Here is a 12,745-nt window from a genome sequence, read left to right as displayed (position 1 = left end):
TTTCAAAGTTTATAGGCGCGTTTCGCCAGCCCGTAGCTCAGCTGATGCGCAAGTCCGGGCGCCTCGTCCTCGGCAAGGCGCCCGGTGGCGACAAGCGTCGCCAGATAGGTGCAGTCCACCCGCCGGGCGACGTCATGCCGGGCCGGGATCGAGCAGAATGCACGCGTGTCGTCGTTGAAACCGACGGTGTTATAGAAGCCCGCCGTTTCGGTCGTCATTTCGCGAAACCGCCGCATGCCTTCGGCGCTGTCGTGAAACCACCACGCAGGACCAAGCCGCAGGCAGGGATAGACACCCGCCAGCGGGGCCAGTTCGCGGGCATAAGACGTCTCGTCCAGCGTGAACAGAACGACCGTCAGATCGCGGTTCATGCCGACCGCGTTCAGCAACGGGCGCAACGCAGTGACATAGTCGGTGCGACCCGGTATATCGAACCCCTTGTCACGCCCAAAGGTTCGCAGGATCTCATCAGAATGGTTGCGCCGAGATCCGGGGTGGATCTGCAGGACCAGACCATCCTCGATGCTCATCCGCGCCATTTCCGTCAGCATATGCCCACGGAAGATGTCGGCCTCCTCGGGGCTGCATTGCCCTGCCAGCGCCTTCTGAAACAGGGCGGCGGCGTCGTTCTGCGGCAAATCCTCGGTCCGGGCGCTGGCGTGGCCGTGATCCGAAGAGGTCGCACCAAATTCCTTGAAATAGGCGCGCCGCGCGCGATGCGCGTCCAGATAGCCTGCCCATGTCGCGGTATCAAAGCCGGTCTGCTGACCCATAAGCGCGACATTATCGGCAAAGCCCGCCATGTCGGGGTCGATCACACCATCCGGGCGATAAGCGGTGATCACCCGCCCATTCCAACCGGAATCGCGGATCATCCGATGCCAGCGCAGATCGTCGGTGGCGGGTTCGGTCGTGGCGATCGCTTCGATGTTGAACCGCTTGAACAGCGCGCGCGGACGAAATTCCGGTTGCGCCAGACAATCCGCAATATGGTCGTAATACCAATCGGCGGTTTCCGCATTTAGGCGGCGGTCGATCCCAAACACATGCTGAAAGCTGTGATCCAGCCACATCCGCGATGGCGTCCCGGCCAGCAGATAGTAATTTTCCGCAAATAACCCCCAGATCTTGCGCCCATCGGTTTCCGTCGGACCGCCATCCACGCGCGGCACGCCCAGATCGGCCAGGGCCACGCCCTGGGAACACAGCATCCGAAAGACGTAGTGATCGGGCGTCACGAAAAGCTGGGCGGGATCGGCGAATGGCTGATCTTCGGCAAACCAGCGCGGATCGGTATGACCATGCGGGCTGATCAGCGGCAGATCCTTGATGTCGGCATAAAGCGCACGGGCCAGATCGCGGGTTTTCCCATCCACCGGAAACAGGCGATCTTCGTCCAGCAATGCCATTCACCGCCTCCTCAAACGACTCAAAGCTTGTGTTCCTGTCGTGAACTAATATGCTAGTTTTCTAGTTGGGTCAATTCTGGAGATGTAACGATGTCAGAACAGCGAACCGCACCCCCACTTGACGTGATGCGCGCGCGAACCGTTACCGATCAGATCTTCGATTTGCTGTATGAGCGCGTGGTGAATCTGACGCTGGCTCCGGGTGCCAAACTGTCGGAAATCGAAGTTGCCCAGCAAATGGGCGTGTCCCGCCAGCCGGTGCGCGATGCGTTCTATCGGCTGTCGCAACTGGGTTTCATCCAGATCCGGCCGCAGCGTGCAACAACCGTCACCCCGATTTCCGAAGATGCGGTGCTACAAGCCTATTTCATCCGATCAGCTTTGGAAGAAGCCTGCATGCGAACTGCGGCGCAGGTGCTGACAGAAAAGCAACTGGATGCGCTGGATACGCTGGTTCAGCGGCAGGCGGCAGCGGTCGAGGCGGGGGAAAGATCCCGGTTTCACGCTTTGGACGACCAGTTCCACCACGACATCTGCAATTATGCAGGGTTGGAATTCGTCTGGGCGCTGATCAAGGAAAACAAGGGGCATATGGACCGTGCGCGTTACCTTAGCCTGTCCTATGGCGCGGATGTCGCGCTGCAGGAACATCGCCAGATACTAACGGCGCTACGTGACCGTGACGGGCAGGCCGCCGCGGGGGCGGTGAAACAACACCTGAGCCGGATTGAAACGATCATCGCACGACTGCACATCGACCGCCCGGATGTGTTCGACGGCTGACCCGGTCGCGTCAGGCCGCGGCGGGCATCGCAACCCCCAGACGTTCCGCATGTTTCGCGATCCGCGCCCAGTCGCCATCAGCCACCGGCACACCATCGGTCAGCGCCCTGCGGCGTTTTCGGGATGCGCTGTCGCCCGGCACACGAACCGGGCCGTTGTTCCACGGCGCGGGCGAGTTGGTGCGGGCGGCGTTGGCGGTCCAGTCGGATTGTTCGGTGAACGCGTCCAGCCCGGCAAAGAAATTCGGGTCGATCACCTGAATATAGGCGCTTTGGGCCAGCGGACCGGGGGCGGTGGTATTCGCCCGCCCCTTGCCAGACAACCCTTGCCCCAGCAGATCGACCATCAGCGCCAGCCCATAGCCCTTGTGCCCCTTCAACGCACCGCCTAGCGGCATCATCGTGCCACCGTTTTCGGTGATCTCACGCGGGTCGTCGGTGGGTTGGCCGCCGGCGGTCAGGCCCCATGGTTCGGGATAACGCTCGCCCTTTTTCGCCAAAAGCTGCGTCATCGTGGTGGTGGTGATCGAGGCGGAGACGTCGACAAGGATCGGATCGCCCGTGGTGGGAAAGCCCATGGCAATCGGATTCGGGGTCAATAGCGGCTTGGTTCCACCATAGGGCGCCACCCGCGCCGCTGCTGGATTGGAGACGGAAATCTGCACGATCAGCCCCTGATCCGTGACCTTGCGCATATAGGCCGACAGCGCACAGGTATGGTGCGAATTGCGGATCGCGGCGCCGACGATGCCATATTCACGGGCGCGTAGGACCGCCTGATCCAGCGCCGTGGTCAGCAGCCATGCGCCGGGCAGCAACCTGCCATCCCAGACAAAGCCCGCCCCCTTATCGGCCACCACCTGATAACTGCCTTTGCCGTTCAGCGACCCCTCCTGCAGCGATTCCAGATACCAATGCATCAATTGCAGACCGTGGGTGTCATGGCCGATCATGTCACCTTCGACCAGCACTTCTGCGGTGACGATGGCCTTGTCAGCTTCCATCCCTTGCCGCGCCAGCAGGGTGCAGGCGAAGTCGATCAGGTCGGCACGGTCGATGCGGGGCATGGCATGTCCAATCAGTCTTGAAAGACGGGCCGGGATCATCCGGCCCGCAGGGCGATCACTTGAAGCCGATCTGTTGCAGTTGCAGTTCGGAATTGGCGGCGATCGTCGGCTTGAAATCCAGACGTGGCGACACGCGGGTAAAGCCGACCATGTGGAACATCGGAATGTCGGCGATGACATCCGCGTTCACCTTGGCGAACAGATCCTGCCACAGCTTCGTGCGTTCATCGCCCGTCGCGGCAGTGGCCTTGGCGATCATCTCATCGACCTGCGGGTCATCCACCATCGAATGCGCCCCGGTCGAGGCGTATTTGACAAAGGCCGTAAAGACCGGATCGCCGGTGGCATTGTCATGCTGCGACTGCGTCAGCGTCGGACCACTATCCGCCACAAAGGGCGAGACGAAGTAATTATTCCAGACCGACACGTCATACATGTTCAGCGAGACGTTCAGCCCGACGTCCTGAAGCATCCCCATCACCGCTTCCATCGTTTCGGTGCCATTCGCATAGATCCCGTTGCGACCGATGATGCGGATTTCCGTATCGACAGGGACGCCGTCCGCCCGGGCTTCCTCGATCAATTCGCGCGCGCGGCCGGGATCATAGGGCCAGATCGGAACATCCGGATTATAGCCAATGGTCGTGGGCACAACCAGATGCGTGGCGATCTGTGCATCTTCGGGGAACAAGGTTCCGATGAATGCCTCGCGGTCGATGGCAAGGTTCATCGCCTCGCGGATGCGGCGGTCATTGGTGGGCGGAACCCGCGTGTCAATCCGCAGCGACGTGGTTTCCGAGTTTGGGTAGGAAAAGTCGGTCTCTGGGTTGGTCGCATCCTGCAATGCGATCGAGGGCACGATATCAGCCTCGCCCGCGTCGACCATGGCGGCGGCCACGGCGCTGTCAGAGCGGAACAGATAGGTCGCCTTTTCCACCTGCGGCTGTTCCCCCCAATAATCGGGATTGCGCGTCACCGTGATCGACTGACCCATCTGCCAATCGTCAAAGACATAGGGGCCGGTGCCATTTGGCTTGCGGTCAAATTCATCCGCCGGGGTCGTCCTGGACGACTGCACCGGCATAACCGACATCAGCAGCGGCAGGATCGGCTGCGGCGGGTTGGTGGTGATGCGGATGGTATGCGGATCGGGGCTTTCAAAGGTGAAGTCCATACCGCCGAAATATTTGCCCCCGGTTTCGCAGCTGAATTCCGGGTTCTTGTTCCGCTGGATGGTGAACTGCACATCATCGGCAACGAAATCGCTGCCATCATGCCACTTCACGTCCGGGCGCAGTTTGAATTCCCAGGTATCCTCGTCCAGCTGTGACCATTCGGTTGCCAGACGGGGCTTCAGCCCGCCATTGACATAGTCAAACTCGATCAGCATTTCGTTGACGTTTTCCGACATGACGCGGCCCACGTCCTGACGGGCGGCCATGCAGGGTTCGACGACATCGACAATTTCCGCCAAAACGATGGTGACATCGCGGTTGGCATCCTGAGCGAATGCGGGGGCAAGACCCGCCGCAAGGATCGTCCCGGACAGGTAGAGTGCTGCATTGCGCAGTGTCATTCCGATATTCCTCCCTTTTGCGACCGGGTCGGTCGCTGTTGCTGCCCTGGGCGGCCCCTCATTTCCGCAGCAGGCGGCGTCACGACCGCCCGCATCCACAGCAGATTCGTTACCTTATCTTATACTCATGTGTGCTAATATTTCAATTTTGTTAAAAAGCATCACCGGGCACTGTCGATCAGGGTCTGCATCATCGCCATTTCCTCTTCGGTCAGGTCGGTCAGCGGCGCACGCACGGGACCGGCATCAAAGCCGAGCAGACGCACACCTGCCTTGACGGCGGACACGGCATAGCCAGTTTTGCGATCGCGGATCCTGGCAAAGGGATAATAGAAATCGCGCAGCATCGCCTCGCAGGTCGCATTGTCGCCGGCCATGAAAGCCGCGTGGAATTTCAGCGCGGTTTCCGGCACGAAATTGAACACCGCCGACGAATAGGTCGGCATCCCTGCCCCTTTATAGGCTTGGGCGAACAGCTCATGCGTGGGCATCCCCCCGATATAGGACAGCCGGTCGCCAAGGGTTACGGTTACCCGACGCACGGTGTCGATATCGCCGGTGCCGTCCTTGAAGCCGATCAGGTTCGGGCATTCATCGGTCAGGCTGGCCAGTTGATCGGCCGAGACCCGCGCCTGCCCCCGGTTATAGACGATCACACCCATATTGGTGGCGTTGCAGACCGCGCGGATACGGTCGGCCACGCCATCTGCCGGGGCTTCGGTCAGGTAATGGGGCAGCAGCAGGATACCGTCACCGCCCGCAGCCTCGATGTCGCGCGCCATGTCGCAGGCGATCCGCGTGCCATAGCCGCAGCCCGCGATCACCGGCGCATCGCCAGAGACGGCGCGGGCGGCACGAACGACATCGACCACCTCACCGGGGGTCAGGGAAAACATCTCTCCGGTCCCTCCGGCGACGATCAGGCCAGCGACAGGATAGGATGCCAGCCATTCCAGATGGTCCTGAAACGGCTTGGCGTTGAAGCGGTCCTGATCGTCAAAGGGGGTGACGGGAAAGGACAGCAATCCGTGGCGAATAATCTCGCGCAACTCGTTCGGGGCGATCATCTGGGGCTCCTCCCTCGGATCAGTTCTGAAGGTCTGCTGGCAGCAGCTCTGTGGGGAAATTCTGATAGCTGACGGGGCGCAGGAAACGGCGGATCGACATGGTGCCCACGCTGGTCGCACCAAAATTCGTGCTGGCCGGAAAGGGGCCGCCATGGACCATGGAATCGACCACCTCGACCCCAGTCGGGAAACCGTTGACCAGCACCCGGCCCGCCTTGCGTTCAAGGATCGGGCGCAGCTTCCGCGCGTCCTCCAGATCCGCAGCGTCCATGTGGATGGTGGCGGTCAACTGCCCCTCGAACCCTTTGGCAAGCTGCGCCATTTCATCGACTGATGAGACGCGGACGATCAGGCCCAGCGGGCCAAAGACTTCCTCGCCCAGGGCATGATCCTGCAAATAGGCCTGGGCGGTGGTCTCATACAGGTTGGGGCTGGCTTCGCGTCCCGCGGATTCGGTCGTATAGACCGGCGTGACCGAATTGCGGCTTTCAAAGCGGTCCTTGCCGTCGCGATAGGCCCTGGCGATGCCTTCGGTCAGCATGATCTGCCCGCCGATCTTTTCCAGCGCGGCTTTCGTTGCCGCGATAAAGCGGTCCGTGTCGGGGCCGTCGATGGCCACCGCAATCCCCGGATTGGTGCAGAACTGCCCCGCGCCCAGAACCAAAGATCCGGCCCAGCCCGCGCCCAGTTCATCGGCCCTCGCCCTGACCGCTTTGGGCAGCATGAACATCGGATTGACCGAGCCCAATTCGCCAAAAAACGGGATCGGTTCATCCCGCCGTGCGCACAGGTCGAACAGGGCGCGGCCACCGGCCAAACTGCCGGTAAAGCCAACGGCCTTGATGCGCGGATGTTGCACCAGCGCCGTGCCCACGTCACGTTTGCCGCCCTGCACCAGACTGAAAACACCCATGGGCATGCCGGTCTTTTCAATCGCCGCCTTGATCGCCTCGGCCACGATTTCGCCGGTGCCGGGATGGGCGGAATGGCCCTTGACCACGACCGGACAACCAGCGGCCAGCGCGGCGGCGGTGTCGCCACCCGCGGTTGAAAACGCCAGCGGGAAATTCGACGCGCCAAAGACGGCGACCGGCCCAATCGGGCGCTCCATCAATCGGATATCGGGGCGTGGTGCGGGTTGCCGGTCGGGCAAGGCCGCATCATGGCGACGGTCCAGATAATCGCCCTTGCGGATATGATCAGCGAACAGGCGCAACTGGCCGGTTGTCCGGCCACGTTCACCGTTCAGCCGCGCGGCGGGCAGGCCGGTTTCCTGTGTGCCGATTTCGGTGATCGCTTCCGCCCGTGCCTCGATCTCGTCCGCGATGGCATCCAGAAAGGCCGCGCGTTCGGCCCGCGTGGTATAACCATAGGTCCAGAAGGCATCTTCGGCCGCTTCACAGGCGTGATCCACCAGATCGACCGTGCCGATGCTGAACTGATGCGCCGGGCCCTGCGCGGGCTCAGAGGTGAACGTCGCATCACCCGCAACCCATTCACCAGCGATCAAATGCTTCCCATGCGGCGTAAAGCCCATCTTGTCGTCCTTTCATGTCATTCGTGCGGGTGCGGCCACCGCAGGCGGGATCAGCGGCCCGTTTTGGCGCGCCACTCCTGATATTTTGTCAGGTTTTCTTCTTTGGTCGCGGGATACAGTCCGATGATCTGCGCCCCGGCCTGAACCTGTTCCAGCACGAAATCCTCGAAACTCTCCATACCGGTGCATTCGTCCGCAATCTCATCGGCCAGATGGGCAGGTATGACCATCACGCCATCCTTGTCGCCAACCAGCACATCGCCCGGAAACACCGCCGCATCGCCGCAATTGATCGGCAGGTTGATGTCCAACGCCTCATGCAGTGTCAGGTTCGTGGGAGCCGAGGGCTTGGCGTAATAGGCAGGCATGTCCAGCTTGCCGATCCCTTCGGCGTCACGAAACCCGCCATCGGACACCACACCCGCCGCGCCACGCAGCGCCAGCCGGGTGATCAGGATAGACCCGGCAGTCGCCGCCCGCGCATCCTTGCGCGCATCCATGACCAGCACATGGCCTTCAGGGCAGGTTTCCACCGCGACGCGCTGCGGATGATCCATGTTGCGGAATACGGTGATCGGGTTCCGATCTTCGCGGGCCACGATATAGCGCAGCGTAAAGGCGGGGCCGACCATGTTTTCATCCTTGGGTGTGACGGGAACGACACCCTGAATGAACTGATTGCGCAGCCCGCGTTTATACAGCGCCGTCGCAATCGAGGCGGTGGAAACTTTTTTCAGTTTGGCGCGCGCGTCATCGGAAAGCGGGTGGTCAGTCATATGTTTCCCTCAGAAAGTATCAGGTTCTTTTGGCTTTTCGCCTCCGGTTCTGCTTCAGGCGGTTGCGACTGTTGCCTCGTCAGCTGGGCGACAAACGGAAGAGCAAGGTCGTTGGAAGACCTCCGCAGGGGAAAAGAGATCGAATCCCTTAACAGCAATACTAATATTTTAGTTGGTTAAGTATATCAACTGCTATATTTGTATGATTGTGCGCAATCCCACTGAACGATAGGGTTTTAGCAGCCAAGGAAATCACCATGAACACATCGCTTGCATCGACATTCGGACTGACCGATCCGCTGACGCCCGCCATGACGGGCGCAACTGTGCAACGTGTGTATGACGACCTGCGCAGGCGGATCATCACCCTGCAACTGCCGCCCGACACCACCCTGTCGCGCACCGAGTTGACCGAGACCTATGAGGTCAGCCAGACGCCCATTCGCGAAGCGATGCAATTGCTGAAGCAGGAAGGGCTGGTCCGCATCTATCCACAGTCTAAAACCGTGGTGACACGCATCGATGTGCCACAGATTTACGAGGCGCATTTCCTGCGGGTCGCGCTGGAAACCGAAGTGGCGCGCCGTCTGGCAGCCGAAGGCAATCCGCAAACCGTGACCCGCGCCCGGTCCATCATCCGCATGCAGGAAGCCGTGGCGGATGACCCTGAACAACTGGCCATCTTTCAAGAGCTGGATGAGGTTTTCCACCAGACGCTGTTCGCCGGGCTTGAACGCGGTGGCCTGCATCAATTGGTCCGTGAACGATCCGGCCATCTGGAGCGCATCCGCCGCCTGCACTTGCCCGAACAGGGCAAGATCAAAAGCATCCTGGACGGGCACTATGCCATTGTCGAAGCGATTGCCCAGAAATCAGAGGAACGCGCCGTTGCCGCCATGCGCGACCATCTCAGCAAGACCGTGTCAAAAGTCGAAGAAATGCGGCTGGAATTTCCCAATTACTTCGCCTGACGGCGCAGAGTCGCAGCAGCGTTGCAAGCAATCGCTGCCAATGATCCAGCCCTAATTCACCGGCGTCAGCAGCGGCCTGCCCGCAAAGAATGCCGCCAGATTGTCCAGCGTCAGTTGCGCCATATGATCGCGCGTCTCGACCGTGCCGCTGGCGTGGTGCGGGTAAAGCGTGACGTTTGGCAGGGCGGTCAGCGCAGGATCGGGTGTGGGCTCATTCAGGAACACATCCAGACCCGCCGAACCAAGCTGCCCGCTTTGCAGCGCGGCTGTCAGCGCGGCCTCATCGACGACCGTCCCGCGAGAGATGTTGATGAACGTTCCCGTCGGACCAAGCGCGTGCAAAACCTCGCCCGAGATCAGCCCTTCGGTATCCGGCCCACCCGGAGTCGCGACGAACAGAATGTCGGCCCAATCCGCCAGCGCCACCAGATCGTCAAAGAACGCATACTCAATGCCCGGTTTTTGGCTGCGGCCAAAATATCCGATCGTCAGCCCCATCGGTTCGCACCTGCGTGCGATCGCCTTGCCGATATTGCCCAGCCCGACGATGGCCGCCTTTTTGCCTGCCGTCGCTGTGGTCAAGGGGAACATCCCCTTTTCGCCCCATGCCCCGGACCGCACATAGGCGTCGCATTCGATCAACCGCCTGCGTGCGGCCAGCATCAGCATCAGCCCGGTATCGGCGACATCGTCCAGAAGCGCATCTGACGTATTGGTCAAGGTGATCCCGCGCCGCGTCATTTCGGCCAGATCCATCTGGTCAAACCCGGCCGAGGAACAGGCGGCCAGTTTCAAAGCAGGCAGCTTGTCCAACAGCGTCTTGTCCACGGTGACATGGCCGTTCACGACCATTGCCGTGCAGACCGGACCGGCCTTGGCCAGAACCTCATCGCGGTCGTCAGGCTGGGCCAGATCAAGGCGGTGCAGGGTATAGTTATCTTCCAGCATCTGCATTTGCGCGGGTTGAAGGGGATAAGCGACCAGAACGTCAGGTTTCATGCGGGTATCCGTTGCTCAAGTTCTTCACGCGCGTGGCGTCGGGCGGCCTGAACCTGTGGATCGGGGTCAAGGCTGGCGGCCAGCAAAGCACGCGTATAGGGCTGAACCGGATCTTCGAATATCTGGCGAACGGTGCCTTCTTCGACGATCCGGCCCGATTTCATCACGATAACCCGATCCGCGAAATCGCGCACCACCGGCAGGTCATGCGCGATGAACAGGTAGGACAATCCAAACTCGCGACGCAACCCATCCAGCAGCTGAATCACCTGCGCCTGAATGGACACGTCCAGCGCCGAAACAGCTTCGTCACAGACGATCAGCTTCGGTTCCATCGCCAATGCGCGGGCAATCGCGATCCGCTGCCGCTGCCCGCCCGAGAATTGATGCGGATAGCGTTTCGCCATTTCAGGCGTCAATCCGACCTTGACCAGCAATTCCGCGACCCGGTCTTTCCACTGTGCTTTGGGCAGGATGTCAGGATGAATTTCCCACGCTTCCGAGATCAGCTTGAACACCGTCATGCGCGGGTTCAGGCTTTGCGTCGGGTCCTGAAACACCATTTGCAGATCGCGGCGCAGGCGGAACAGATCGCGCGGCGGCATCGCCATCAAGTCGCTGCCCTTATACAGAATCCGCCCGCCATCGGGATCATCCAGCCGCAGGATCGCCCGTGCCAGCGTGGATTTTCCCGATCCGCTTTCACCGACGACCGCCACCGTTTCGCCCGGCATGATGGTCAGGTCGACGCCTTTCAGGGCATGAAACGCGCCGTAATGCTTTTGCAGCTTCTGCGCCTGCAACAAGGGTTGGCCGCTGCGGTCACGTTCCTTTGGCATCTGGCCCTTGCCCGGCGCGGCGTCGATCAATTTGCGCGTATAGGGATGCTGCGGATTGTGATAAACTTCGGCCGCGTTTCCTGTCTCGACAATTTCGCCCGCGTTCATCACCACGACGCGGTCGGCAATTTCGGCCACCACGCCCAGGTCATGGGTGATCAGCAACAGGCCCATGCCGGTTTCCTGCTGCAACTCCTCTAACAGCGCCAGCACCTGTGCCTGAACGGTGACATCCAGCGCGGTCGTGGGTTCGTCCGCGATCAGAATGTCGGGCTTGCAGGCAAGCGCCATCGCGATCATCAGGCGCTGCCGCTGCCCGCCCGAAAATTCGTGCGGATATTTCTTCATCGCGGCGTCGGGGTCCGGGATGCCGACACGGCCCAGCAATTCCAACGCCCGCGCCCGCGCCCTGTCGCCGGGCTGGCCATGGGTCGTCATCATCTCGGCAATCTGCCAACCGACGGTATAGACGGGGTTCAAATGGGCCAGCGGATCTTGAAAGATCATCGCGATTGTGGCGCCGTTGATCTGGCGGCGTTCCTCGGGCGTCATGGTCAGCATGTCGCGACCATTCAGCAGAATGGTGCCGCTGGTAATCCTGCCCGGCGGCATGTCGATGAGGTTCATCACCGCCAAGGCCGATACCGACTTTCCCGACCCGCTTTCCCCAAGGATCGCCAGCGTTTCGCCCCGGTCCAGATGCCAGCTGACATTCTGCACCGCCCTGACCGTGCCCGCCGCCGTATGAAATTCAACCGACAGATCACGGACTTCCAGCAGATGATCAGTCATTCTTGCGTCCCTTCATTTCCAGGCGCCAGCGTTGGGCCGGGTCCAGCGCGATCCGCATCCAGTTGGACAGCAGGTTCAGCGACAGCGTGGTCAGAATGATGGCCAACCCCGGCCAGAAGGACAGCCACCACGCGGTTGTCAGATACTGCCGGCCCTGCGCGACCATCAGGCCCCATGAAATCTCGGGCGGTTGTATCCCGATCCCAAGGAATGACAGCGACGATTCCGCCAGCATGACAAAGGCGAAATCCAGCGTCGCGATGGTGACAAGCGTGGGCAGCACCACGGGCAGGATATGGCGGAAGATGATCCGGCTGTCAGATGCACCCATGACCTTGGCGGCGGAAACAAACATCCGCTCGCGCACCTCCAGCACCTCGGCGCGGGTCGTGCGCAGATAGACGGGAATGCGCGTGATCGCCAGGACCAGCACGATATTCGCGACCGATGGCTCCAGCATATACAGCACGATCACCGCCAGCAGCAGCGATGGAAAGGACATGATCACATCACCCAACCGCATGATCCATTGCGCAGCGCGTTTGCGGCTGTAGCCCGCGATCAGGCCCAATACGCAGCCGACAATGGCCGAAGCCGCAACGGCTGATGCCGCAACCAGAAGCGTCACCCGCGCCGCGACCACGATCCGCGCCAGAAGCGGACGGCCAAGCGCATCTGCGCCCAGCACATAGGCCCAGCCCCGCGACAGATCAAAAGGCGGCGCGTTGCGCCCGCGCAGGTTCTGCTTCGTCGCGATATCGCCCATTAGCCACGGCCCCAATATTGCGCATAGCAAAGCGATCAGCAGGAACAGCGCCGCAAGGAACGCCAGCTTGTCGGCCCACAGCATCGACAGCCATGTGCCAATGCGCCCCTTTTCAGCAACAACCGGCACCTGGATCCGCGTGTCTGACATCGCCGCCCCTCCCC

Annotated in this window: 11 protein-coding genes; 2 read left to right on the top strand and 9 right to left on the bottom strand. The window is 61.1% G+C overall.

From position 1 onward, the window contains the following. Nucleotides 1-2: 2 nt before the first annotated feature. On the bottom strand, nucleotides 3-1,409 hold the full coding sequence (uxaC, locus tag H4P12_RS13295) for a glucuronate isomerase (RefSeq protein ID WP_187794159.1): 1,407 nt from the start codon (nucleotides 1,407-1,409) through the stop codon (nucleotides 3-5). Nucleotides 1,410-1,535: 126 nt separating this feature from the next. Between uxaC and H4P12_RS13290 the strand changes: the two genes are divergently transcribed. Then, nucleotides 1,536-2,192 (top strand): GntR family transcriptional regulator, encoded by a 657-nt coding sequence (locus H4P12_RS13290; protein ID WP_246449290.1) that lies wholly within the window; start codon nucleotides 1,536-1,538, stop codon nucleotides 2,190-2,192. 10 nt (nucleotides 2,193-2,202) lie between these two features. Here H4P12_RS13290 and H4P12_RS13285 read toward each other — a convergent pair whose 3' ends face one another. The 5 genes from H4P12_RS13285 to H4P12_RS13265 form a co-directional block, all read right to left on the bottom strand. After that, the gene (locus H4P12_RS13285; protein WP_187794157.1) at nucleotides 2,203-3,258 is read right to left on the bottom strand and encodes an Ldh family oxidoreductase; all 1,056 of its coding nucleotides are present in this window, start codon (nucleotides 3,256-3,258) and stop codon (nucleotides 2,203-2,205) included. A gap of 55 nt (nucleotides 3,259-3,313) precedes the next feature. Then, entirely contained in the window at nucleotides 3,314-4,834 is a 1,521-nt protein-coding gene (locus H4P12_RS13280) for an ABC transporter substrate-binding protein (protein ID WP_187794156.1), read from the bottom strand. A 161-nt stretch (nucleotides 4,835-4,995) separates the two neighbouring features. Continuing rightward, nucleotides 4,996-5,898, bottom strand: coding sequence for a 5-dehydro-4-deoxyglucarate dehydratase (locus H4P12_RS13275; RefSeq protein ID WP_343069842.1), 903 nt, complete (start codon nucleotides 5,896-5,898; stop codon nucleotides 4,996-4,998). A gap of 22 nt (nucleotides 5,899-5,920) precedes the next feature. Beyond that, the gene (locus tag H4P12_RS13270; protein ID WP_187794154.1) at nucleotides 5,921-7,438 is read right to left on the bottom strand and encodes an aldehyde dehydrogenase (NADP(+)); all 1,518 of its coding nucleotides are present in this window, start codon (nucleotides 7,436-7,438) and stop codon (nucleotides 5,921-5,923) included. Between the two features lie 50 nt (nucleotides 7,439-7,488). Continuing rightward, nucleotides 7,489-8,214, bottom strand: a complete 726-nt coding sequence (locus H4P12_RS13265) for a ribonuclease activity regulator RraA (protein ID WP_187794153.1) — start codon at nucleotides 8,212-8,214, stop codon at nucleotides 7,489-7,491. 257 nt (nucleotides 8,215-8,471) lie between these two features. Here H4P12_RS13265 and H4P12_RS13260 point away from each other — a divergent pair, with 257 nt between their 5' ends. Next, nucleotides 8,472-9,185, top strand: a complete 714-nt coding sequence (locus H4P12_RS13260) for a GntR family transcriptional regulator (protein ID WP_187794152.1) — start codon at nucleotides 8,472-8,474, stop codon at nucleotides 9,183-9,185. 51 nt (nucleotides 9,186-9,236) lie between these two features. Here H4P12_RS13260 and H4P12_RS13255 read toward each other — a convergent pair whose 3' ends face one another. From H4P12_RS13255 to H4P12_RS13245, 3 genes are read right to left on the bottom strand one after another with little or no spacing between them, the layout of a single operon-like run. Beyond that, nucleotides 9,237-10,184, bottom strand: a complete 948-nt coding sequence (locus H4P12_RS13255; RefSeq protein ID WP_187794151.1) for a 2-hydroxyacid dehydrogenase — start codon at nucleotides 10,182-10,184, stop codon at nucleotides 9,237-9,239. After that, nucleotides 10,181-11,815: an ABC transporter ATP-binding protein gene (locus H4P12_RS13250; protein ID WP_187794150.1), complete on the bottom strand. Its 1,635-nt coding sequence runs from the start codon at nucleotides 11,813-11,815 to the stop codon at nucleotides 10,181-10,183. The genes H4P12_RS13255 and H4P12_RS13250 overlap by 4 nt, the downstream gene beginning before the upstream one ends. Then, complete coding sequence (locus H4P12_RS13245; RefSeq protein WP_187794149.1) at nucleotides 11,808-12,731, bottom strand: ABC transporter permease; 924 nt, start codon at nucleotides 12,729-12,731, stop codon at nucleotides 11,808-11,810. The genes H4P12_RS13250 and H4P12_RS13245 overlap by 8 nt, the downstream gene beginning before the upstream one ends. Nucleotides 12,732-12,745 lie beyond the last annotated feature (14 nt).

It is taken from the genome of Paracoccus amoyensis, from assembly GCF_014490725.1.
Lineage (GTDB): Bacteria > Pseudomonadota > Alphaproteobacteria > Rhodobacterales > Rhodobacteraceae > Paracoccus > Paracoccus amoyensis.
This window is presented reverse-complemented; position numbering and strand designations above follow the sequence as displayed.

Bases quoted from the DNA above. Each gene is read 5' to 3' on its own strand.
- H4P12_RS13290 (WP_246449290.1), top strand. From the start codon at position 1,536: ATGCGCGCGCGAACCGTTACCGATCAGATCTTCGATTTGCTGTATGAG.
- uxaC (WP_187794159.1), bottom strand. From the start codon at position 1,409: ATGGCATTGCTGGACGAAGATCGCCTGTTTCCGGTGGATGGGAAAACC.
- H4P12_RS13270 (WP_187794154.1), bottom strand. From the start codon at position 7,438: ATGGGCTTTACGCCGCATGGGAAGCATTTGATCGCTGGTGAATGGGTT.
- H4P12_RS13280 (WP_187794156.1), bottom strand. From the start codon at position 4,834: ATGACACTGCGCAATGCAGCACTCTACCTGTCCGGGACGATCCTTGCG.
- H4P12_RS13255 (WP_187794151.1), bottom strand. From the start codon at position 10,184: ATGAAACCTGACGTTCTGGTCGCTTATCCCCTTCAACCCGCGCAAATG.
- H4P12_RS13285 (WP_187794157.1), bottom strand. From the start codon at position 3,258: ATGCCCCGCATCGACCGTGCCGACCTGATCGACTTCGCCTGCACCCTG.
- H4P12_RS13260 (WP_187794152.1), top strand. From the start codon at position 8,472: ATGAACACATCGCTTGCATCGACATTCGGACTGACCGATCCGCTGACG.
- H4P12_RS13245 (WP_187794149.1), bottom strand. From the start codon at position 12,731: ATGTCAGACACGCGGATCCAGGTGCCGGTTGTTGCTGAAAAGGGGCGC.
- H4P12_RS13265 (WP_187794153.1), bottom strand. From the start codon at position 8,214: ATGACTGACCACCCGCTTTCCGATGACGCGCGCGCCAAACTGAAAAAA.
- H4P12_RS13250 (WP_187794150.1), bottom strand. From the start codon at position 11,815: ATGACTGATCATCTGCTGGAAGTCCGTGATCTGTCGGTTGAATTTCAT.